The organism is Streptomyces sp. NPDC032745, from assembly GCF_055579465.1.
Window position 1 is genome coordinate 1 of sequence record NZ_JBVING010000007.1, and the last position, 22,616, is coordinate 22,616.

The following is a 22,616-nucleotide window of genomic DNA, read 5'->3' on the forward strand; positions in this document are numbered from 1 at the left end:
GACCGACGACAACGCGGCGAGCGTGCGTGCCAGACCCCGCCAGCCTGGGGGCACCTCCCAGCGGTAGCTGGGGGAGGGACTTTGACGACACGACCTAGCGCGGTGACCATCTGGACCGCCGGATTCGGCGTCCCGGACCTGGCCGCGCGCAGCGGGCTGAGCACCGACGCCCTGGGCCGCCTGCTCACGGACGAGACCCTGACGAGCGTGGACGACGTACGCATCGTCGCGGCCGGGGATTCGGCGGCGCCGTCGGACCTGCCGTTCCGGATGAGCTGCCAGGCCGCCGGGCCGCTGGGCGGGCACGCCGCCGACACGGTGCTCAACCGGATCGCGGGTGAGCAACCCGCGCCGATCGCCCTGGGGTTCGTCGGCCAGTGCATCAGCCTGGGTCGCCGGACCGGCATCTTCCAGGTCGCACGCAGGAACGACAGCGCAATGAGGCTCCACCTCGACGGTCGCCCTGCCGCGAGGCTCAAGGAGTTGATATGCCGGGGCACGGTCAAGCAGCTTGCCACCGAGGCGAGCAAGCCCGGTTCGTTCAAGTGGGCCTGGGCCAAGGACGCCAAGCGCCGGCCCCTGCTGGAGGCCAAGCGCGGCGAGGCACTGGCCACCCGCTGAAGCGAAGCCGCGGCGGCGGCGCCTGATCACTGCGGGCGCCGCCGTCCCCCCGCCGCCGGTCGCACCGAACAGATGATCAGATTGAACACCTGCCAACGAACGAGAGGGCGGGACATGAGCGACCACGCCGCCGACCTGGCGACGGAGACGTTCGTCGCCCACCGCAACCTGCTCTTCACCGTCGCGTACGAGATGCTCGGATCGGCGGCCGACGCGGAGGACGTCCTCCAGGAGACCTGGCTGCGGTAGGTCGAGGTCGACTTGGACCAGGTACGTGACCGGCGCGCGTACCTGGTCCGGGTCACGACCCGGCAGGCGCTCAACCGGCTGCGTACGATGAGCCGCCGCAAGGAGGCGTACGTCGGCCCCTGGCTGCCGGAACCGCTGCTCACCGCGCCGGACGTGGCCGAGGACGCCGAGCTCGCCGAGAGCGTGTCGATGGGCGATGATGCTCGTCCTCGAGACCCTGTCGCCGACGGAGCGCGCCGTCTTCGTGCTGCGCGAGGCCTTCGACGTCAGCTACGAGGAGATCGCGGCCGCCGTCGACAAGAGCCCCGCGGCCGTCCGCCAGATCGCCCACCGCGCGCGTCGGCACGTCGATGCCCGGCGTCCTCGCGAGGTGGTCTCCCCGAGCCAGACCCGGGCGGTCCTGGAGTCGTTCCGGCGCGCCCTGGCAACGGGTGACCTGCAGGGCCTCCTTGCCGTACTGGCCCCCGAGGCCGTCCTGGTGAGCGACGGCGGCGGCATCAAGCAGGCCGCGCCGCGCCCGGTCATCAGCGCGGACAAGGTGGCCCGCTTCATCATCGGCGGTGCCGGCAAGAAGGAAGCCACGCTCACCAGCGACCCCACCGTGGTCAACGGCAACCCGGCACTCGTCCTGCGGCTGGACGGGGAGATCGACGGTGTCCTGGCGATCCGTGTCGAGGACGCCCGCATCACCGGCCTCTACTACGTGCGCAACCCGGAGAAACTGTCCCGCGTCGAATCCGAGACCTCGCTCACCCCGCGATGAACCGCTGAACTCCTGAGGGGCCTTGAAGCGGCCGCGTACCTGCTGCGTCGGCTCTCACCGGTGAGCCGACCGCCCCAGTGGGCTGCGGACCCCCGTCCCCCAGCCCACGGCCGAGGCGGTCCGGCTCCCGGTGCGCCTCTCGCCCACCAGCTTCGGCTGCTCAGCGAGCTAGACGTGAAGCGTCGAGCGATAGAGCACCGATGCATCTAGCGGACTAGATGGCTGGATGAACATACGTCGTCCCACATACGCCCTGTCAAGCGGCCGGCCGGGCGCCCATGCGGCGACGTGGCGTGGGTCACTTTCATGGAGGTCCGCTAGCCGGGTAGACGGAGTTCGATGCACTGTGTGGCGAGATCCATCTAGACCGGTAGATAATGAGGATGGCGGTTCAGCAGTGAACTACGAGGTCCAGCAGTAGACGGGAGCAGTGACGGTGATGGGTGAGGAGACCCCCACCGGCCGGCGAGACACCATGGGCGACCGCCTCGGTTTCTTGATCGAGACGATCCACCCGGCGGGCCGCGGTCCGTACACGTACCAAGAGATCGCCGACGGCACGAAGCAGCTGCCCGGCCCCTCCGTCTCGCACGGCACGGTCCAGACCATCCGCTTGAACAACAATCCGAACCCCGGCATCGACTCGATCCGCGCGATCGCCAACTTCTTCGGCGTCACCGTCGGATACCTCGCCGACGGCGAGAACGCCGACGCGATCGAGCAGCGCATCGAGGAGAGGATCTCGCGGCTTCGCGAGGAGATGGGCAAGGCCGCCGCGGCCGACGAGTTCGCCCAGGTCCTGGAGGATGAGCAGGTGAAGGCCGCAGCCTTCCGCCTCAGTGGACTGTCCGCCGGGTCCATGAGGTCCGTCACCGGCCTGATCAAGCAGCTCCGAAAAGCTGAAGGGCTTCCGGACGTGAAGCCCCGCCGTCGCCGCCCCAAGGAATCGTGAGACGCGATTCAGCCACGCCACCCCCGTAAACAAGCGTTTTTCGGTCTGTCGATACGCCCTTTTTCCGCCACCGCATGCTTCCGGTTACCCTCGAGCCGATCAGGAGTGCGAAGCGGGCGAACGGCATGGAGCAGTCGAGCTCCGCGCCAGGGAGAGCCGACGGGCGGGGAGAGCGACTATGCGCTGGTGGAAGCGCGCCGATGCGGAGTGCGCCGCCGTTGCAGACCGGCTCGTCATCCCCCAGCCGTTCGACCTCGAGGTGTTCTGCGAAGGCATAGCCGCCCAGCGTGGCCGGCCGCTGATCCTGCTGCCTCTCGACGGGCCTCCCGACCCGGCCCTGCCGTGCGGGATCTGGCTCGGCCTGGAGGTCGCCGACCTCGTCTTCTACGACGCCGTCGCGGCTGAGATCCTCAAGGTGCAGATCGTCCTCCACGAGATCTCCCACATGCTGCTCGGGCATGTCGCCCCCGAGCTAGACCTGCCGGAACAGCCGTCCGAGGACGAGATCGCCCGCGCCTCCGAGCACTTCCACCGCCTGCTGACGCGCACGCAGACGACCGTCTCCGGTCTTGACCGCCCCGACCTTCCCGTGGCCTCGGTCATCCGCGCCGAGGCGGCCCGGATCAGGAGCGTGGCCCGCATGACCGAATCGATCGACGAGGAACTCGGCCTCGACATCGACCGCATGGCGCACCTCATGGGGCGGAGCAAATTCGCGAGCCCGCAGGAGCGACAGGCAGAGACCCTGGCCACGCTCATCCACGAGCGGGCCGGCCGCTACACGACGCAGTCCACCTCCAGCGAGGCCGAGGACCGTCTTGTACGCCTCCATGACGCCCTCGGGCACCCCGTTCGAAACACGTGGTCGTGAAGTGAAGCACCTCGAAATCGCCGTCTTGATCATGCTCTGGGCGGTGACGATCTGGCGGGTCCCCTCAGCCGTTCGCACCGTCAAACAACGAGCTCTGTGGATGGCGTTCGCCGCCCTGACCCTCTCCATGACGCTCCGCCTCCCCGGGCTGATGCACGCCTTGGACGACCGGGCGGGAGTCAACAACCTGTCCACCCTCGTCAAGCACTGGCTGGGCGTGATCGCAGCCGGCGCAGTCGTCGACTTCGTCGTCGCCATCGCCCGGCCGGAACCCGGCGCCGGCCGTCGGCTGCGAGCCCGCCACTACGTCGCGTTGACCGCGATGGCGGCCATGGCGGTGCTCTTCGCCTTCTTCGTCCCGCGGCACCACGAGATGACCGACTTCTTCGAGGAGAGCGCGGGCAACGGCTGGGCCACGGTCTACTACCTCGTCTTCGTCACCTACCTCGGCATCGCGATGGCCACCGCCACCTGGCTCTTCTGGGGCAGCGCGCGGCACGCCAGTGCCCGATGGCTCCGGACCGGCGTACGCCTCATGGGAATCGGAACCGCCGTCGGCGTCCTCTACACCCTCGTGCGGTCCGGGTACATGACGAGCCGCCTCGCCGGCCTCACGGACAGCAGCAGCGACATCGCGGTCGACAACGCCACCGATGCCCTGAAGTACGTCGCGATCGGCTTCATCCTCGTCGGCAGCAGCATCCCCGCGTTCGGCGTGGCCTGGCGCACCGTCCAGGACGGCCGGCACCACCGCCGGCTCCAGCCCCTCTGGCAGGACCTGACCGCAGTCACTCCCGACATCGTCCTCAAGGCCGGACTCCTTCGCAGCCCGCGCCTGCGGCTGTACCGGCGGGTGATCGAGATACGCGACGCTGCCCTGGCCCTCGACGCCTACGCCGACGACGACGTACGCGAACGTGCCCGGAACGCCGCGCGGCAGGCCGGGTTCGACCCGGCGACGAGCCCGGCGGCCGAAGCCCTCTGGATGCGGGCGGCACGCGAAGGCAAGGCCCGCGGCGCCCTGCCCGCCGCAAGCACGCAGGAGCCGGGCACCGTCGGAATCGACGACCTCGACTTCGCGACCGAGGTTTCGAGGCTCGTCCAGCTCGCCCGGGTCTACCACTCCCCCGTGGCCGACGACTTCCTCACCACGACCTGCAAAGGGACGACGGCGTGACGGCCACGAGCACCCCGATCACCCGGACCGAAGAGTCCCGGGCCGCTCGACTGATCACCGATGGGCTCGATCCCAAGACCTGGATCATCGCCGACACCGTCCTCGTAGGCTGGCACACCGGCCGTCTCACCGGGATCGGATGGGGCCTCCTCGGCTGCCTGTTCGCCGCGGTCATCCCGCTGGCCTTCATCAAGTACGGCATCCGCCGCGGCCGCTGGGCCGACCGGCACGTCGGCCAGCGGCGTCAGCGCATCATCGTGATGACCTTCATCATCGGCTCGGTGGCCACCGGTATCGCGTTGCTGTGGGCCTTCACCGCCCCCCGGACCATGATTGCGCTGATCGCGGCCATGCTGGTCACGCTCGCGGCCCTCCTCGCCGTGACCCCTGCCTGGAAGATCAGCGTGCATGCAGCCGTCTCCTCCGGAAGCGTCGCCATGCTCGCCATGACGTACGGGCCATGGGCGCTCCTCGCCTACCCCCTGGTCGCCGTCGTCGGCTGGTCCCGGGTAGAGCTCAAGGACCACACCCTTGCCCAGGTTCTTGTCGGCGCTGCCGTGGGCGGGGCCGTCGCAGCCGGCACCTTCGCGCTGGTCCGATAGGCGACGCGTGGCCGTACGGGGCTCGGCTGAGGGCCCTGAGACGAGCTCGGAACATCTCACGCCATCCGCTGCGTGCGGCCACCGCCCTCAGGTGCGGCCTTCGCCCTCCTGCGCGGTCTTGAGCTCCGGCGCGTCCGCCGCCCAGTCCGCCAGGACCACCTTGAAGCCTTCGGCGCGCGCGGCCTGACAGACGAGCTCGTCGTCGTCCACGAGCATCCGCACCTCCCGGCCCCGGGCGATCCGCCGCAGCACCTCCAGCTTGGTGGTCCGGGCCGGCCTGCGGTCCTGGTTCCCGCGCATCCACACCCGCCCGGCCGGCAGCCCGTGCCGGGTCAGCCAATCCTCCGTGTCCGCGCGGCACCGCTCCGGACGCCCGGTCAGGTACACGACCTCGCAGTCGGCCGCCCGTTCCACCGCCAGCGCCACCCCGCGCGCGAGCGGCGGGTCGGCCGGGGCCGCGCCGAAGAAGCCGTCCCAGTCCCGGGGGCGGCGCTCCAGGAAGTGCTGGCGGTGGTCGGTGTCGGCCAGGGTGTTGTCGATGTCGAAGACGGCCAGCGGCGGGCGGTCGTTGCTGTCACTCATGCAGGTCAGAGTAGGCAGGGAATCCTTTCGGCGCGCCTGCGTTACAGCGTTGTGTGATCCGGAAACTCTCCATCCTCGACCGGTCCCGCACCCGCGAGGGGCACCCGCCCCCGCAGGCCCTGCGCGACACCGTGGAGCTCGCCCGCGCGGCGGAGCGGCTCGGCTACCACCGCTTCTGGGTGTCCGAGCACCACAGCGTCCCCGGAGTCGCGGGCTCCGCGCCCGCCGTCCTGGCCGCCGCCGTCGCCGGGGCCACCCGCCGGATCCGGGTCGGCACCGGCGGGGTGATGCTGCCCAACCACCAACCGCTGGTGGTCGCCGAGCAGTTCGGGGTCCTGGAGTCGCTGTTTCCGGGCCGGATCGACATGGGGCTCGGCCGCTCCGTCGGCTTCACCGGCGGGATCCGCCGGGCGCTGGGCCGGGACACCGGGGACGCCGACCGGTTCGAAGAGCAGCTGGCGGAGCTGCTGGGCTGGCTCGACGGCACCCAGCAGGCGCATCCCGAGGTGCACGCCCACCCGGCGGAGGGGCTGCGGATACCGGCGTACGTGCTGGCCACCGGCGAGGGCGCCGGGATCGCAGCCCGGGCCGGGCTGCCGCTGGTGGTGGGCGACCTGCGGTCCCGGGGGCGGGTCGCGGAGATCATCGGGCGCTACCGCGAGGAGTTCCGCCCCTCGGCCGACGGCTCGGAGCCGTACGTGGTGGTCTCCGGGACGGTGGCGGTGGCGCCGACTCCGGAGGCGGCCCGGCGCATCCTGGTCCCGGAGGCGTGGTCCCTCGCGTACTCCCGCACCCGGGGCAGCTTCCCGCCCCTGCGCCCGGCGGAGGAGGTCGAGGCCCTGGCCATGACCCCGAAGGAGCGGGAGCTGTACGAGGGCGGGCTCGCCGGGCACGTCCACGGCACCGAGGAGCAGGTCGCGGCCGAGCTCGCCGAGGTGGCCGAGCTGACGGGCGCGGACGAGCTGCTGGTCACCACGTCCACGTACGACCGCGCGGCGCTGCTGGACTCCTTCGAGCGGCTGGCCCGGGTGGCGGGGCTCTGAACCGGGGCGGACCGTGGACGTCGCCCGTACGCGCGGCCCGTACGCGTGGCCCGTAAACTGGGGCGAATGCACCACTCCACCGCCACCGCACCTCAGGCCCACCCCGACTCCTTCGTACGGGTAAGGGGTGCCCGGGAGCACAACCTGCGCGGCGTCGACGTGGACATCCCGCGCGACGCCCTGACCGTGTTCACCGGGGTGTCCGGCTCCGGGAAGAGCTCGCTGGCCTTCGGCACGCTCTACGCCGAGGCCCAGCGCCGGTACTTCGAGTCGGTGGCCCCGTACGCCCGCCGCCTGATCCACCAGATCGGCGCCCCCAAGGTGGACTCCGTCACCGGGCTGCCGCCCGCCGTCTCGCTGGAGCAGCGGCGCTCCTCCCCCGGTTCGCGGTCCTCGGTCGGGACGGTGACCCTGCTGTCCAACTCCCTGCGGATGCTGTACTCCCGCGCCGGAACCTATCCGCCGGGTGCCGAGCGGCTCGACTCCGACGCCTTCTCCCCCAACACCGCCGCCGGGGCCTGCCCGTCCTGCCACGGCCTCGGCAACATCCACCGCACCAGCGAGGAACTCCTCGTCCCGGACCCGGAGCTGTCGATCCGGCAGGGCGCGATCGCCGCCTGGCCCGGTGCCTGGCAGGGCAAGAACCTCCGGGACGTCCTGGACGTGCTCGGGTACGACGTGGACGCACCCTGGCGGGAGCTGGCGCCGAAGGACCGCGAGTGGATCCTGTTCACCGATGAGCAGCCGGTGGTCACGGTGCATCCGGTGCGGGACGCGGACCGGATCCAGCGGCCGTACCAGGGCACGTACATGAGTGCCCACCGCTACGTGATGCGGACCTTCTCGGACAGCAAGAGCGCCACGCTGCGCGCCCGCGCCGAGCGGTTCCTCGCCGATTCCCCGTGCCCGGTGTGCGAGGGTCGGCGGCTGCGTCCCGAAGCCCTGGCCGTGACGTTCGCGGGCCGCACCATCGCGGAGCTGGCGGCGCTGCCGCTGACCGCCCTGGACGGCGTACTGGCCGCCGTACCGGACGGGGCACCGCCGGCCGGGGAGGCGGCCCGGGTGCTCGCCGAGGATCTGCGGTCCCGCATCGGGCCCGTCGTGGAGCTCGGGCTCGGCTACCTGAGCCTGGACCGCACCGCACCGACCCTGTCGGCGGGCGAGCTGCAGCGGCTGAGGCTGGCCACGCAGCTGCGGTCCGGCCTGTTCGGGGTCGTGTACGTACTGGACGAGCCTTCGGCGGGGCTGCACCCGGCCGACACGGAGGCGCTGCTCGGCGTACTGGACCGGCTCAAGGCGGCGGGGAACACGGTGTTCGTGGTGGAGCACCATCTGGATGTGGTGCGGCATGCCGACTGGCTGGTGGACGTGGGTCCGCTGGCCGGGGAGCACGGTGGGCGGGTGCTGTACAGCGGGCCGCCGCAGGAGCTGGCCGGTGTGGCCGGATCGGCGACGGCGCGCCACCTGTTCGCGGCGCACGAGCCGGAGCCGGGGCGGGAGGTGCGGGAGGTGCGGGAGGCGAGCGGTTCGGTCCGGCTCACCGGCGTCGACCGGCACAACCTGCGGGGCGTGGACGCGGAGTTCCCGCTCGGGGTGTTCACCGCCGTGACGGGCGTGTCGGGGTCGGGGAAGTCCACGCTGGTGGGCCAGGTGCTCGCCCGGGAGGTCGGCGAGCGGCTCGCGGATCCGGGGTTCCCGGTCCGGCGCCTGGTGGAGGTGGACCAGAAGCCGATCGGCCGCACGCCGCGGTCCAACCTGGCCACGTACACGGGGCTGTTCGACGTGGTGCGCAAACTGTTCACGGCGGCTCCGCAGGCGAGGGCGCGCGGCTGGAAGGCGGGCCGGTTCTCCTTCAACGTGCCGGGCGGCCGGTGCGAGACCTGCCAGGGCGAGGGCTTCGTCTCGGTGGAGCTGCTGTTCCTGCCGAGTACCTACGCGCCGTGCCCGGAGTGCGCCGGGGCCCGGTACAACACCGAGACCCTGGAGGTGCGGTACGAGGGGCTGAACATCGCGGAGGTGCTCGCGCTGACGGTGGAGTCCGCGGCCGCGTTCTTCGCGCAGGTCCCGGCGGCGGCGCGCAGCCTGCGGGCCCTGGAGGACATCGGGCTGGGCTACCTGCGGCTGGGGCAGCCGGCCACGGAGCTGTCGGGCGGCGAGGCGCAGCGGATCAAGCTGGCCACGGAGCTCCAGCGCCGGCGCCGCGACCACACCCTGTACGTACTGGACGAGCCGACGACGGGGCTGCATCCGGCCGATGTACGGGTGCTGCTGCGGCAGTTGCACGGGCTGGTGGACGCCGGCCACTCGGTGGTGGTCGTGGAGCACGACATGGAGGTGGTGGCGGGCGCGGACTGGGTGATCGACCTGGGCCCGGGCGGCGGCGCCGACGGCGGCCGCATCGTCGCGGCGGGTCCGCCCGCGCGGGTGGCCCGGGCGGCGGCGAGCCGCACCGCCCCCTACCTCGCCCGCGCGCTGGAGCCGGGATCCCGGTAGGACCGCCCGCCTCCGGGGAGCAGGCTGAAGACGGCGATGCTCGCGGCCCACACCACGGCCAGTACGAACAGCACGAGCAGCAGCCACGGCCAGCCGCTGCGGACCTGTTCCAGTTCCCAGGCGCGGAGCTGCACCTTGCAGTGTGCGTTCACCGCGTCGTCGGTCATGCCGCACAGCGGCTCGGGTTCGGCCGCGGCGACGGCCGTCGCCTGTTCCCGGCCCGTGGGCGTGCGCGGCGGCAGGAGTTCGGGGTGGGTGTCGAGCCAGGTGGTGAAGGTGTCGCGCATCGCTGCGTGGCCGCGCTCGTTCGGGTGCAGGCTGTTGTGGAGCCACTTGGCGGGGCTGAAGCGCTGCGAGGCGAGCCCGTTGACCGTCTCGATGTCCACGAAGTTGACTCCGGCTGCGCCCTTTCTGCGCTCGCACAGCTGGAGCCGGTGCGTGGCGAAGCTGTCCTTCATCTCGGCCATGTAGGTGATGCCCGCCGTGTCGGCCGCCTGGCGCATCGTGGTGTCGATCTGTTCCACGAAGGTGCGGATGAAATCGCGCTCGGCCTTCGTGAGGGCAACCCCGCTGCAGCTGCCGGCCGCGGCGATCGGCTGCGGGTAGGGCACGGCCACGATGGGCACGTCGGCGGGCACGGCCTGCCGCAGGGAACGGTAGGTCGCGATGAGGTCCTGGCGGACCTTCGGCAGGTTGTTCATGAACACGGGCCTGCGGGTCTCGCAGTCGCCGGGGGCGAGGCACGCCTCTCCGAGGATGGCGAATCCGGCGTCGTTGCCGCCCAGCGCGACGATGACGAGGGCCGGGTGGAACGAGGACGCCAGGCTGTTCAGCTGGTCGAGCTGGGTGGCCGGTTCGCCCGGCTGCGCACGGGAGGGGCCGGATCCGGAGCGGGGATTGACGTTGTAGGTCCGCGCGCCGGAACAGGCGAGGAACAGCACGCGGTCGAACCGCGGGCCGGCGGTGGCGAGTCCGACCGCATAGGCGGAGGGCGAGCGTCGGCACTCGTTGCGGCCGCCGTCGTCGGTTCCCTCGAAGTAACTGCTCGCCCCCTCCCCCGACATGTAGGAGTCGCCCAGGGCCACGAGGACGCGCTGCCCGCCGGCGGCGTCGAGTGCCTGGGGGTGGCGGTGCTCCGGGGGCGCCGCCGCGAGGAGGCAGAGGCCCGCGAGGACCAGGGCGACGTCGGCGTGCGTGTTGGACACGATGGCCGCCAGCAGGAGCAGTGCCGCCGCGGCGAGCACCGCTCCCAGCACCCAGTCCTGCTGCACCAGCCACAGGCAGGACAGGACGGCTCCGGCGGTGACGGCGAGGCCGAGGATCCCGACGACTCCCACACCGGCCCCGGGTCCCGCGGCGGAGCGCCGCGTCCGCAGGAGGCGTACGCCCCATTCGGACAGGAGGTTGAGGCCGAGCGGGAGGAGCACGAAGAGGGCCGCGCCGAGGGTGATGAGCAGGCCGACGTAGAGACCGCCCTTGGCCTTGGGCAGCACGAGGGCTGCGATGACCGCCACCAGCGCCGTCAACGCCATCAGGGCCGCACCCCACAGCAGCAGGGCCCTCCTCGGCCGGCCCGGATCGATTCCCCGCCACGCTTCGACGAACCAGCCCAGGCCGAGCAGCAGGAGCACCGACCCGACGAGCGGCAGGGCGTCCCCTTCCACTCCCACCAGGTGGAGGACGAGCACCACGACTCCGGCGGCGCTCAGCAGGCCGGCCGCCCGGAGCAGCCAGCGCGGGGTGCGCCCGCCGGCGTCCCGCTCGTGCCCGAGGCCCAGCTGTCGTCCGACGAAGACGGCACTGCAGACGCCGAAGAAGCCCAGGGCCCCGTACAGCTCCGGGAGCGGCACTCCACGGCTCGACTCCACGACGAGTACCACTGCGCCCACGACGAACAGCGCCCGCGGCCCCCACCACATCAGCATGCCGCGCATGTCCCGCCGGGCGACCGGCCCTGCCGGCTCGTCACCGTGCATGTCCCTGCACCCTTCTACGGGTCGGACGACGACGTTCGGACGGCGTCGGTTGGAGCCCGACGGGCTACGCGTCCCCCGGCAGCAGGTGCTGCGGGAGTTCGCGGAAGCTCCACCGGCCCTGCTGGCGGGCGAACACCCAGACCAGGTCGTAGCGGTCGGGCCAGGCGGCGGGGATGCCGAGGACCTGGTGGGCGCCGAGGGAGTGGATCAGGCGGGGGATGCCGGTGTGCTCCCAGCAGACGAGTACGGGCATGCGGGCGGCCAGCACGGCGGTGGCCAGGGCCGGTTCGGCGCCGACGGCGAACTCGCCGCGCAGTGGAGTACGCAGGGCCGCGGTCAGCGGCTCGACCGTCTGGCGGCAGCGGGCCGGGGCTCCGGCCGGGCCGCCGGCCGCGAAGACGACCGCGGGGCGGGGCAGCGTGGAACCGCCTGCGGGCGGGAAGAGGCGGCGCAGTTCCCCGGCCCGGCGCCGGCCGCGCCCGGCGAGGGACCCGGGGTCCTCGTTGCCGTCCTCGTCCTCGCCCAGGTCCCCGGCGTACGGCTTCTCCGCGTGCCGGATCACCATGACCAGGGCGTCCTTCGGCCCGGGTTGCGGGCCGCGGCCGGAGGTGCGGGGCGGGTCCTGCGCGGAGCAGCCGGCCATCGCGAGCGGGGCGAGGGCGGCAGCCGCCAGGAGCGTGCGGCGGCGCGGTCCGGACCCGGCGGGGGCTTGTGGCATGGGGCCCACTGTCCCCCAGGTGCCGGGCGTCGGCGGGGCGCGGCGCGTCGTACGGCCGCCACGAGCGCCCGGTCGGCCGATCGGATCCGCCGATCGGGTCAGCCGGCCTGCCGAGGCTTCTCGTACGGGGAGGGCACCGGGAAGTAGGCCTCCAGGAACGCGGCGACCGCGCGCTGCTGTTCCCGGGGCGACAGGCCGGGTCCGGCGTCGTCGTCGGCGAGGCAGAACGCGTCGGCCCAGCGGTCGGCGGCGAGGCCGGGCAGCCGCTCGATCTCGTCGGTCCGGCCGGTGCTGACGTACGCGTGGAGCAGTTCGCCCTCGACCGCGCGGGCGTCGGCGAGGGCGAGGTGGGAGGCGAGGGTGACGGGCGCGAGGTCGTCGGCGCTGCGGAAGACGGAGCGGCTGGTGGTGCTCAGCCGGCCGGGCAGACGTTCCTCGACGTGGGCGAAGAGGGAGCGGCTCAGCGGGTACGGGGTGTGGGCCAGGATGTGCGGGTAGGTGCGGCCGACGGCCTGTTCCACGGCGTGCCGGGTGGCCTTCTGGGAGGCGGTGAAGACGTCGTCGTCATCGCTCGGGGCGTCGGGGGCCACCGCTCGCCGGTCGTGGAAGACCTTGGGCAGTCCGGAGGAGAGGAAGTAGTTCTGCGGGCGCTGCGGGCGGCCGAGGAAGATGTCGTCGTTGAAGTAGAGGAAGTGCTCGGCGAGGCCGGGGATGCGGTGGAGCTGGCTCTCGATGGCGTGGGAGTTGAACACCGGGAGGCCGGCGGGGTCCGCGAACAGCTCGCGGTGGTCGACGACGGTCAGCTGCGGGTGGTCGGCGGCGAGCCAGGGCGGGGTCTGGTCGTCGGTGACGATGAAGACGCGGCGGATCCAGGGCGCGTGGGCGGCGATGGAGCGCAGGCAGTAGCGGAGCTCCCCGCGGTCGCGATAGCGGTTCTCGGCATGGTCCACGAGGGTGTGGCCGCCGGTGCCGGCCTCGGCTGCGGCGGCGTGGTCCCGGCGGCGGCGCCAGGCCAGGTCGGCGGCGTCGACCCAGGTGATCACGGCGTCGACGGGGAAGTCGATGTCGTCGGGGAAGCGGCCTGCGAAGGCGTCGACGACGGGGTGGTCGCGTTCGCCGATGCGGGTGGTGGACGTGGCCTCGAGGGTGGGCACCCACCAGCCGTACGGGGTCTCGCGCAGGCCGGCGATCGCGCCGATGCCGGAATCGGCGGCTTCCCAGAACTCCAGGTCGCAGCCGGTGTCGGGGCCGTAGGCCAGGGTCCGGCCGGAGGTGACGACCGGCTGGAAGAGGCGGACGCCCTTGATCTTCGGGTGCGGCGGGTCGGCGGGCCCGGACTCCCTGGCCGCGACCGCTTCGGGGAGGGCTTCGGCGAGGACCTCGCCCACTTCCCCGCCGTCGCCGTCGCCGTCGCCGAGGAGCAGGGCGTACACGGGGAGCCCGGCGAAGGCCCCGGCGCATGCCTTCAGGGCGGCGGCACGGTCGCCCGGGGCGACGGCCACCCGGTGCCGGAGCCCGCCGTCGGGGACCAGTCCGTACGGGACGGCGGCCGCTTCGAGCGCCTCGGCGACCGCGTTCAGGCCGGCGTCCCGGGCGTCGGCGGGCAGCAGGTCGTCGCGGATCCGGGCGAGCCGGCCGCGGTGCCGGACCAGGCCCGGCAGCTTTTCCAGCAGCTCGTCCTCACGGGTCCGGCCGCCCGGGGGCGGCGCGTGGCTCCCGCTCCCGGTGCGCTCCCGCCGGCCGGCGTCCGGTTGTTCCGGTACGCCGCCGGGCCGGCGCAGCGTCCGTACGATCCGGCGCAGGCCGACGGGGAGGGGAAGGGGAAGACGGGAAAGGCCCTGCATATACGACCTCGCGGGACGGCGCCGGTGTGCGGCACCCGAGGATGCGGGCGGCACCCGGCGTGTGGGGGTGCGGTGCCGTCCGGCAGGCAGGGGCGGATGCCTCGTTCACCTCCACCTTTCCCGTCGTTCATTTTTCACGCAAGTGTCTGGAGTTCCTTTGTCCGCATCTCACAGGCACTTCTCAGATTCGGCGGTGCCGGTCCTGCGGCCGCACGCTCCGTGTTTGCGGACCCTCATGCTCCGTGCTTGCGGACCGCCCGCAGCCACTCGCGGTTCATGGCGGCGATGGACGGCAGCGGGATGCCCTTGGGGCAGGCCGTGGCGCACTCCCCGGTGAGGGTGCAGCCGCCGAAGCCCTCGCCGTCCATCTGGGCCACCATGTCCAGTACTCGGGTCTCCCGCTCGGGCGAGCCCTGCGGCAGCACGTTCAGGTGGTTGACCTTGGCGGAGGTGAAGAGCATCGCGGAGCCGTTGGGGCAGGCCGCCACGCACGCACCGCAGCCGATGCACTCGGCGTGTTCGAAGGCGAAGTCGGCGTCGGCCTTGGGCACGGCGGTGGCGTGCGCCTCGGGAGCGGATCCGGTCGGGGCGGTGACGTAGCCGCCGGCCTGGATGATCCGGTCGAAGGCGCTGCGGTCCACGACGAGGTCCTTGACCACCGGGAAGGCGGAGGCGCGCCAGGGCTCGACGTCGATGGTGTCGCCGTCGGCGAAGGAGCGCATGTGGAGCTGGCAGGTGGTGGTGCGTTCGGGACCGTGGGCGTCGCCGTTGATCACGAGGCTGCACGCGCCGCAGATGCCCTCGCGGCAGTCGTGGTCGAAGGCGACCGGGTCCTCGCCGCGCAGGATGAGGTCCTCGTTGAGGGTGTCGAGCATCTCCAGGAACGACATGTCGCGGGAGATGCCGTCGACCTCGTACGTGACCATGGCGCCGGGGGTGTCGGGGTTCTGCTGGCGCCAGACGCGCAGGTTGAGCTTCATGCGTAGCTCCGCTGGGTGGGGTGGACGTACTCGAAGACGAGGTCTTCCTTGTGCAGCACGGGGGCCGCGCCGGTGCCCTGGTACTGCCAGGCGGCGGCGTAGCCGAACTCCTCGTCGCGGCGGGCGGCCTCGCCGTCCGGGGTCTGGGACTCCTCGCGGAAGTGGCCGCCGCAGGACTCGGCGCGGTGGAGGGCGTCGAGGCACATCAGCTCGGCGAGCTCCAGGTAGTCGACGATGCGGTTGGCCTTCTCGAGGGACTGGTTGAACTCTTCGCCACTGCCGGGGACCTTGATCCGCTTCCAGAACTCTTCGCGGATGTGCGGGATCCGGTCCAGTGCCTTGCGCAGGCCCTCCTCGGTGCGGGACATGCCGCAGTACTCCCACATGAGCTCGCCGATCTCGCGGTGGAAGGAGTCGGGGGTGCGGTCGCCGTCGACGGCGAGCAGTTTGGCGAGGCAGTCGCGGGTCTCGCGGATCGCGGCCGCGGCCTCGGGGTGGCTGTCGTCGACGGCCTCCTGGTGCGGGTGGCGGGCCAGGTAGTCGTTGATGGTGGAGGGGAGCACGAAGTAGCCGTCGCCGAGGCCCTGCATCAGGGCGGACGCGCCGAGGCGGTTGGCCCCGTGGTCGGAGAAGTTGGCCTCGCCGATCGCGAACAGGCCGGGGACGGTGGTCTGGAGGTCGTAGTCGACCCACAGGCCGCCCATCGTGTAGTGCACGGCGGGGTAGATCCGCATGGGGACCTCGTACGGGTTCTCCGCGGTGATCCGCTCGTACATCTCGAAGAGGTTGCCGTACTTCTCGGCGACCTCGTCCCGGCCCATGCGGCGGATGGCGTCGGCGAAGTCGAGGTAGACGCCCTGGCCGCCGGGGCCGACGCCGCGGCCCTCGTCGCAGACGTTCTTGGCGGCGCGGGAGGCGATGTCGCGGGGCACGAGGTTGCCGAAGGAGGGGTAGATCCGCTCCAGGTAGTAGTCGCGCTCCGCCTCCGGGATCTCGGCGGCGGGGCGGCTGTCGCCCTGGGCCTTGGGGACCCAGATGCGGCCGTCGTTGCGCAGGGACTCGCTCATCAGGGTGAGCTTGGACTGGTGGTCGCCGGTGCGCGGGATGCAGGTGGGGTGGATCTGAGTGAAGCAGGGGTTGGCGAAGTACGCGCCGCGCCGGTGCGCCCGCCAGACCGCGGTCGCGTTGGAGTTCATGGCGTTGGTGGAGAGGTAGAAGACGTTGCCGTAGCCGCCGCTGGCCAGGACGACCGCGTCCGCGTAGTACGTGTCGATGCTGCCGGTGACCAGGTCGCGGGCGACGATGCCGCGGGCCACCCCGTCGACGGTGATCAGGTCGAGCATCTCGGTGCGGGCGTGCATCTCGACGTTTCCGGCGGCGATCTGCCGGGACAGCGCCTGGTAGGCGCCGAGGAGGAGCTGCTGGCCCGTCTGGCCGCGGGCGTAGAAGGTGCGGGAGACCTGGACGCCGCCGAAGGATCGGGTGTCGAGGAGGCCGCCGTACTCGCGGGCGAAGGGGACGCCCTGGGCCACGCACTGGTCGATGATCTCGACGGAGATCTGGGCGAGGCGGTGGACGTTGGACTCGCGGGCGCGGAAGTCCCCGCCCTTGACGGTGTCGTAGAAGAGGCGGTGCACCGAATCGCCGTCGTTGCGGTAGTTCTTGGCTGCGTTGATCCCGCCCTGCGCGGCGATGGAGTGGGCCCGGCGCGGGGAGTCGGAGAAGCAGAACTGGACGACGTGGTAGCCCTGTTCGGCGAGGGTGGCGCCGGCCGCCCCGCCGGCCAGGCCGGTGCCGACGACGATCACGGTGTGCTTGCGGCGGTTGGCCGGGTTGACGAGTTTGGCCTCGAAGCGGCGGCGGTCCCAGCGTTCGGCAATGGGGCCGTCGGGGGCCTTGGTGTCGGCGATGGGCTCGCCGGTGGCGTAGTCGGTGTAGCCGGTGTTGGCGTACTCGGGCATGGTCAGCTCACCACTCCGGTCATGACGGCGACGGGGACGGAGACGAAGCCCGCGAAGAGGACGAGGGCCAGGGCGTTGGCGAGGAACTTCAGGGCGCGGTCGCGCCGGGCGTTGCCCGCCCCGAGGGTCTGGGCGGCGCTCCAGAAGCCGTGCCGGACGTGCGCCGCGAGGGCGGCCATCGCCACGATGTAGATGGTGTTCCCGTACCAGGTGGAGAACGTGGCGAGGACGTTCTCGTAGGGATGGCCGGCCCATGCGCGCTCGTTGACGGTGAGCGTGGTGAGGTCGAGCAGGTGCCAGACGATGAACAGGGCGAGGATGACGCCGCCCCAGCGCATGGTGCGGGTGGCGTAACTCGCGCGGCGGCGCTTGTGGGCGTACTTGACCGGGCGGGCCTTGATGTCGCGGCGGCTGAGCTGGTAGGCGGACACGGCGTGCGCGACGACGGCGGCGAGCAGGACGACGCGGGCCGCCCACAGGCCCCAGTGGCTGTGCAGGAACGGCTCGCCCATGTGGCGAAGCCAGTGCGCGTACCCGTTGAAATCCCCCGGACCGAAGAAGATCTTGAGGTTGCCGATCATGTGGACGACCAGGTATCCGAGCATGATCAGCCCGGACACCGCCATCACGGACTTCTTGCCGACGGTGGAGTCCCAGAGCGTTCGCGTGGTGGACGGTCGTCGGCCCGTCCGCGTTGCCAGAGCCATGTCACAGACGGTAAGGACCAAAGTCCCGAGAGGTCCAAGACATGATGACGCTGATCTCGATAGGGAATCGCTATGTACGGCTTATCCTGGGGTGATGCAGTTCCAGCAGCTCCTGTACTTCGTGGCCGTCGCCGAGACCCGGCACTTCACCCGGGCCGCGGAGCGGGTGCATGTCGCCCAGCCGTCGCTCTCGCAGCAGATCAGGGCGCTCGAACGCGAGCTGGGGGCGGAGCTGTTCAGCCGGGCGCGCGGGAACATCGCGCTCACCGACGCCGGCGAGGCGCTGCTGCCGCTCGCCCGGCGGATCCTGGCGGATGCGGACACCGCGCGGCTCGAGGTGCAGGAACTGGCTCAGCTGCGGCGCGGGCGGGTCCGGCTGGGGGCCACGCCGAGCGTGTGCACGGGCCTGCTGCCGCACGTCCTGCGGGCCTTCCACGCCGCACATCCGGGGATCGAGCTGCTGATCGAGGAGAATGGTTCACTGGACCTCGTACGGGAACTCGCGCGCGGGGCCCTGGACTTGGCGCTGATCGCGCTGCCTCTGCCACCCTCGGCTCCGGCGCTGACCACGGTGGAGCTGCTGACGGAGGACCTCGTGGTGGTCTCCTCGGCGGAGCTGCCACCTCCGGCGGGCGGCGGCCCGCTCACGGTGTCCGCACTGCGCGACGAGCCGATGGTGATGTTCCGCCACGGCTACGACCTGCGGGACCTGACGGTGGCCGCCTGCCGGGCGGAGGGCTTCGAGCCGGTGTTCACGGTGGAGGGCGGGGAGATGGACGCGATCCTGGGCTTCGTCCGTGCGGGGCTCGGCCTCGCGGTCGTCCCGGCGATGGTCGTCGAGCATGCCGGTCCGGGGCTGCGCGCCACCCCTCTGGCGGGCTCCCCGCTGCGCCGCACGATCGCCCTGGCCCACCGTACGGACGTCGCTCCCCCACGCGCGGCCCGCGAGCTGAAGCGCATCCTGCTGGGCTGAACCCGGCGCACCTCCACGTGGTGGGCTCAGCCCCCGGCTATGGGCAGGGCCTTGTCGAGCCCCTCGGCCAGCATCGCGAAGACCTGGCCGGCGTCGGCCTCGGCGGCCGGGTGAGCCTCGTCGGCGCTCTGGCCGGCGGCCATCCGGAGATAGTTCTCCCGGCCCAGCTCGTGGCGGACCGCCACCAGGTGCATCGCCGCCAGCCGGGCGGCGAGCGGGCGGACCGACTCCGATTCGAGTACGGCGGCGAGCAGCTCCACCTCGCGGTCGGTGTAGTGGGACATCCGGCTCTCCAGGCTGGCGGTGGAGTAGAGCAGTCGCTGGAACGCGACCACCTCGGGGTGGTCGCACAGCCCGGTGATCGGGTCGCGCTCGGCGAGGGCCGCGAGGAAGTGCGCACGCACCGCGCCCACCGGCGTCTGGCCGGCGGGGCGGTCGCGCACGATGCGGGCCGCCTCGTCCTGATGGTCGGCGAACCGGTCGAGCACCAGGTCCTCCTTGCTCGGGAAGTACCGGAAGAGGGTGGGCTTGGAGACCTCGGCCGCGGCGGCGACATCCGCCACCGACACGGCATCGAAGCCCCGCTCCAGGAAGAGTTCCAGCGCCGTGGCCGCCAGCTGGCGACGCGTACGGAGCTTCTTGTTCTCGCGCAGACCCGTCGTGTTCTCCATGCCGCGAGCGTAGCACAGAACCGTGACCGAGTTAATTTCTTAACCGGGTTGCATTTTCTGGCGGGAGCCGCTTTCCTTGAGGCATCGACGAGACGGACATCGACCTGAGAGGACGTCCGATGACTGACGTACTGATCGTGGGCTCCGGCCCCACGGGACTGACCCTGGCCTGCGACCTCGCCCTGCGCGGAGTCTCCGTCCGCGTCATCGACCAGCGCACCGCGCCGCACCGCGAGTCCCGCGGCAAGGGGCTCAATCCGAGCAGTCTGGAGATCTTCGAGGAGCTCGGCGTGGCCGAGTCCCTGGCCGGCATCGGCAACGAGGCGGTGGTCCTGCGCAAGTACTTCGACGGAGCACCTGTCAACGACACCGTCGTGGCCGGCACCGGCCTGCTGGTAGGGCAGTGGCAGACCGAGGAGGCGCTGCGCGAGCGGCTCGCCGGCCTGGGCGTGGCCGTCGAGTACGGAGCCGGGCTCGCCGGAATCGCCCAGGACGCGGCCGGGGTCCGGGCGGAGCTGACGGACGGCACTGTGATCGAGGCCCGCTACCTGGCCGGGTGCGACGGCGGGCGCAGCACGACCCGCAAGCTCCTCGGCATCCCGTTCGAGGGGAGCACGGAGGAGGAGCCCGCAATGGTCATCGGGGACGTCCGGGCCCCCGGGCTCAGCCGGGACTTCTGGCACCAGTGGTTCACTTCGGAAGGCGGCGGGATCATGCTGTGCCCGATGCCGGGGACGGACTCCTTCCAGTTGCAGGCCTCACCCGAGCAGGACGAGAACGGCGAACCGGTGCCGCCCTCGCTGGAGAGCTTCCAGCGGCTGTTCGACCGGTATGCCGGGATGCCGGGGATCCGGCTCACGGATCCCACCTGGTTCTCCACCTGGCGGGTCAACGTGCGCGTGGTCACCCGGATGCGCGAGGGCCGGGTCTTCCTCGCCGGGGACGCCGCGCACGTCCACCCCATAGCCGGCGGGCTGGGCATGAACACCGGCATCGGCGACGCGGCCGCCCTGGGCCGGACCTTGGCCGCCGCCCTCACCGGGCAGGGCGGGGAGGAGGTGCTCGACGTGTACGAGGCCGAGCGGCTCCCGGTGGCCACCGAGGTCGTGGCCGACACGGCGCGGCGGTACGAGCGGGTCGTGGCTGCCGTCCGGACGCCCGGCCGGGGGATCGAGGCCGGCCTGGACTGACCGGGCGGGCGTCAGGAGGGTGTGGGCACGGCGTCCGACAGTGAGAGGGTGTGGATGCGGTCGGGGGCGCCGGGGCGGGCGTAGTACCAGCCCTGGGCGGTGTCGCAGCCGAGGTCGCGCAGCTGGGCGGCCTGGGCGCCGGTCTCCACGCCCTCGACCGTGACGGCGAGTTCGAGGCTGTGGGCCAGCGCGACGATGCCTTCCACGATCTTGACGTCGACCGGGTTGGCGGGCTGCTGCTGCATCCCCTTGGTGAAGGAGCGGTCCAGCTTCAGGACGCTGACCGGGAGGCGGCGCAGGTTCGCCAGGTTCGAGTAGCCCGTGCCGAAGTCGTCGAGCGCGATGTCCACGCCGAGCGCGGCTAGCCGGCGCAGGGGTTCCAGGAGTTCGTCGTCGGCGCCGATCAGGGCCGATTCGGTGACCTCCAGGCACAGGGCGCCCGGGGCGAGGCCCGAGTTCTCGAGCACCGCGACGGTGTCGGCGACCAGGCCGGGGTGGTGCAGCTGGGTCGGCGAGAGGTTGACGTTGATCCGCAGGGCGGAGCCGCCGTGCTGGCGCTGCCAGTTGCGAGCCTGGCGGACGGCCTCCTCCAGGACCCAGCGGCCGAGCGGCACGATCAGCCCGGTCCGTTCGGCGAGCGGGATGAAGCGGTCCGGCCCGAGCACCCCGTACTGCGGGTGCGACCAGCGCACCAGCGCCTCGGCGCCGTGGACGCTGCCGTCGTGCATGTGGACCAGCGGCTGGTACTCGATGAAGAACTCGCCGCGCTCCAGCGCCGCCGGGAGGGCGTTGGTCAGGCCGTGCCGGGTGATGGCGCGGGCGTCGGCCTCGGCGTCGGCGAACTCGAAGCGGTTGCCGCCGGCCGCCTTGGCCCGGTACATGGTGATGTCGGCGCTGCGCAGCACCTCCGCCGGGGTGCGCTCCCGGGCCGCACCCTCCACGATGCCGATGCTGCCGCGGACCGACAGCTCGCGGCCCTCGATCCGCATGGGCACGGACAGGGCCGACAGGATCCGGACGGCGAGCTCGGTCACCTTCTCCTCGGTGTCCGAGCCGGTGGTCAGCGCCACGAACTCGTCGCCGCCGAGTCGTGCGACGACCTCGCCGGGGCCCGTCGCGCAGCTCTGCAGCCGGTCGGCCACCTCCACCAGGAGCCGGTCGCCCGCCGAGTGGCCGAGGCTGTCGTTGACCGCCTTGAACCCGTCGAGGTCCAGGTAACACAGGCCGAAGCGGCTGCCACCGGCCCCGCTCAGGGCCTTTTCCAGTCGCTCGAAGAAGAGCGTCCGGTTCGGCAGCCCGGTCAGGGCGTCGTGCGTGGCCTCGTAGCGGAGCCGCAGGTTCAGCAGCCGGCGCTCGGTGGTGTCCTCCATCAGCGCCAGCTGGTACTGCGGCACGCCCTCGGCGTCACGCAGCAGCGACACCGTCAGGTTGGTCCACAGCACGGTCCCGTCGTGGCGGTAGTACGGCTTCTCGACGCGGTAGCTCTCGCGCTCGCCGCGCACGAGTTCCCCGTACATCCGCCAGACGTGCGGGGCGTCGTCGGGGTGGCCCCACTCGCTGACGTTGCGGCCCCGGACGTGCCCGCCCATCCCGCCGAACATCTGCAGCAGCGCGTCGTTGACCTCGAGGACGTTGCCCTCGAGGTCGGCGATGCCGATGCCGATGGCCGCGCCCTCGAAGACCGCCTTGAAGCGCTCCTCGCTCGCGTGCAGGGCCTGCTGGGCGTCGATGCGGGCCGTCAGCGCGGAGCGGGCGATGGCTTCCTGCTCCTTGAGGGTCCGCTCGCGCAGGGCGCGGGCGAATCCCGCCGCGATCCCGTGCTGGAGCCGGGCGCAGCGGGACCGGTACTCCTCGGTGCCCTCCACGCCCACGCCGTCGGGTCCGCAGTAGAGCACGAGGTACGACTCGACCACGCCGAGCGTGCCGGCCAGTGCCTCAGGGTCGGTGCAGTGCACGGCGACGAGATCGGCCCCCACCCGCTGGGCGACGCCCGCGTCGAAGGGCCGGGCGTGCAGGGCCTCGGCAAGGGTCCGGGCGAGCGGGATGAGGTGCTGTTCGAACTCGACGCGGGTCAGCGAGGTCGCGGTGACGGGGAAGATCGCCCGCCCCCAGATGGTCGCGAAGCGCCCGATCCGGTCCTCCAGCCCGCTCCGCAGCGCGGCGGGACCCGCCGACAGGCCCGCCGGATCCGACGGGCCTGTGAGCGCGGAGGGAGGTTCCGCTCCCTGCGCGGGCTCTGCTGC

Annotated in this window: 17 protein-coding genes and 2 pseudogenes; 10 read left to right on the plus strand and 9 right to left on the minus strand. The window is 72.0% G+C overall.

What is annotated here, in order from left to right; translation table 11 throughout:
* The 6 genes and pseudogenes from ACZ5WG_RS19250 to ACZ5WG_RS19275 form a co-directional block, all read left to right on the plus strand.
* Nucleotides 1-621 (plus strand): annotated as a pseudogene (locus ACZ5WG_RS19250) (hypothetical protein); the annotation flags it as partial.
* A 114-nt stretch (nt 622-735) separates the two neighbouring features.
* Nucleotides 736-1,633 (plus strand): annotated as a pseudogene (locus ACZ5WG_RS19255) (RNA polymerase sigma-70 factor).
* Nucleotides 1,634-2,072: 439 nt separating this feature from the next.
* Nucleotides 2,073-2,585, plus strand: a complete 513-nt coding sequence (locus ACZ5WG_RS19260; protein ID WP_053789560.1) for a hypothetical protein — start codon at nt 2,073-2,075, stop codon at nt 2,583-2,585.
* 178 nt (nt 2,586-2,763) lie between these two features.
* Nucleotides 2,764-3,456, plus strand: coding sequence for a hypothetical protein (locus ACZ5WG_RS19265; RefSeq protein WP_468724567.1), 693 nt, complete (start codon nt 2,764-2,766; stop codon nt 3,454-3,456).
* Between the two features lies 1 nt (nt 3,457).
* Nucleotides 3,458-4,633: an MAB_1171c family putative transporter gene (locus ACZ5WG_RS19270; protein WP_468724568.1), complete on the plus strand. Its 1,176-nt coding sequence runs from the start codon at nt 3,458-3,460 to the stop codon at nt 4,631-4,633.
* Entirely contained in the window at nt 4,630-5,235 is a 606-nt protein-coding gene (locus ACZ5WG_RS19275; protein ID WP_468724569.1) for a hypothetical protein, read from the plus strand. Before ACZ5WG_RS19270 ends, ACZ5WG_RS19275 begins: the two co-directional genes overlap by 4 nt.
* A gap of 87 nt (nt 5,236-5,322) precedes the next feature.
* On the opposite strand, the gene ACZ5WG_RS19280 is transcribed toward ACZ5WG_RS19275, so the two are convergent.
* A complete protein-coding gene (locus ACZ5WG_RS19280; protein WP_468724570.1) occupies nt 5,323-5,817 on the minus strand; it encodes a phosphatase domain-containing protein in 495 nt (164 codons plus the stop codon).
* Nucleotides 5,818-5,870: 53 nt separating this feature from the next.
* Between ACZ5WG_RS19280 and ACZ5WG_RS19285 the strand changes: the two genes are divergently transcribed.
* Together ACZ5WG_RS19285 and ACZ5WG_RS19290 are read left to right on the plus strand one after the other, a co-directional pair.
* The gene (locus ACZ5WG_RS19285; protein ID WP_468724572.1) at nt 5,871-6,860 is read left to right on the plus strand and encodes an LLM class flavin-dependent oxidoreductase; all 990 of its coding nucleotides are present in this window, start codon (nt 5,871-5,873) and stop codon (nt 6,858-6,860) included.
* A gap of 66 nt (nt 6,861-6,926) precedes the next feature.
* Entirely contained in the window at nt 6,927-9,353 is a 2,427-nt protein-coding gene (locus tag ACZ5WG_RS19290) for an excinuclease ABC subunit UvrA (RefSeq protein ID WP_468724574.1), read from the plus strand.
* Here ACZ5WG_RS19290 and ACZ5WG_RS19295 read toward each other — a convergent pair.
* The 6 genes from ACZ5WG_RS19295 to ACZ5WG_RS19320 all read right to left on the minus strand — a co-directional run bounded on the left by ACZ5WG_RS19295 (nt 9,317) and on the right by ACZ5WG_RS19320 (nt 17,539).
* Nucleotides 9,317-11,329 (minus strand): SGNH/GDSL hydrolase family protein, encoded by a 2,013-nt coding sequence (locus tag ACZ5WG_RS19295; protein ID WP_468724576.1) that lies wholly within the window; start codon nt 11,327-11,329, stop codon nt 9,317-9,319. The two genes, ACZ5WG_RS19290 and ACZ5WG_RS19295, sit on opposite strands and share 37 nt — an antisense overlap.
* A 64-nt stretch (nt 11,330-11,393) precedes the next feature.
* Nucleotides 11,394-12,047 (minus strand): hypothetical protein, encoded by a 654-nt coding sequence (locus ACZ5WG_RS19300; protein ID WP_468724577.1) that lies wholly within the window; start codon nt 12,045-12,047, stop codon nt 11,394-11,396.
* 98 nt (nt 12,048-12,145) lie between these two features.
* Nucleotides 12,146-13,891, minus strand: a complete 1,746-nt coding sequence (locus tag ACZ5WG_RS19305) for a stealth conserved region 3 domain-containing protein (protein WP_468724579.1) — start codon at nt 13,889-13,891, stop codon at nt 12,146-12,148.
* Between the two features lie 233 nt (nt 13,892-14,124).
* Nucleotides 14,125-14,871: a succinate dehydrogenase/fumarate reductase iron-sulfur subunit gene (locus ACZ5WG_RS19310; RefSeq protein WP_468724581.1), complete on the minus strand. Its 747-nt coding sequence runs from the start codon at nt 14,869-14,871 to the stop codon at nt 14,125-14,127.
* A complete protein-coding gene (locus ACZ5WG_RS19315) occupies nt 14,868-16,832 on the minus strand; it encodes a fumarate reductase/succinate dehydrogenase flavoprotein subunit (RefSeq protein ID WP_468724582.1) in 1,965 nt (654 codons plus the stop codon). The genes ACZ5WG_RS19310 and ACZ5WG_RS19315 overlap by 4 nt, the downstream gene beginning before the upstream one ends.
* 2 nt (nt 16,833-16,834) lie before the next feature.
* Nucleotides 16,835-17,539 (minus strand): succinate dehydrogenase cytochrome b subunit, encoded by a 705-nt coding sequence (locus ACZ5WG_RS19320; protein WP_468724584.1) that lies wholly within the window; start codon nt 17,537-17,539, stop codon nt 16,835-16,837.
* Nucleotides 17,540-17,633: 94 nt separating this feature from the next.
* Between ACZ5WG_RS19320 and ACZ5WG_RS19325 the strand changes: the two genes are divergently transcribed.
* Nucleotides 17,634-18,512 carry a LysR family transcriptional regulator gene (locus ACZ5WG_RS19325; protein ID WP_468724585.1) on the plus strand — a complete coding sequence of 293 codons (879 nt, stop codon included), beginning with the start codon at nt 17,634-17,636 and terminating at the stop codon, nt 18,510-18,512.
* Nucleotides 18,513-18,538: 26 nt separating this feature from the next.
* On the opposite strand, the gene ACZ5WG_RS19330 is transcribed toward ACZ5WG_RS19325, so the two are convergent.
* Nucleotides 18,539-19,183, minus strand: coding sequence for a TetR/AcrR family transcriptional regulator (locus tag ACZ5WG_RS19330; protein ID WP_468724587.1), 645 nt, complete (start codon nt 19,181-19,183; stop codon nt 18,539-18,541).
* 119 nt (nt 19,184-19,302) lie between these two features.
* Between ACZ5WG_RS19330 and ACZ5WG_RS19335 the strand changes: the two genes are divergently transcribed.
* Nucleotides 19,303-20,373, plus strand: a complete 1,071-nt coding sequence (locus ACZ5WG_RS19335) for an FAD-dependent monooxygenase (protein ID WP_468724589.1) — start codon at nt 19,303-19,305, stop codon at nt 20,371-20,373.
* A gap of 11 nt (nt 20,374-20,384) precedes the next feature.
* On the opposite strand, the gene ACZ5WG_RS19340 is transcribed toward ACZ5WG_RS19335, so the two are convergent.
* A complete protein-coding gene (locus ACZ5WG_RS19340) occupies nt 20,385-22,550 on the minus strand; it encodes a putative bifunctional diguanylate cyclase/phosphodiesterase (RefSeq protein WP_468725045.1) in 2,166 nt (721 codons plus the stop codon).
* Nucleotides 22,551-22,616: the final 66 nt, after the last annotated feature.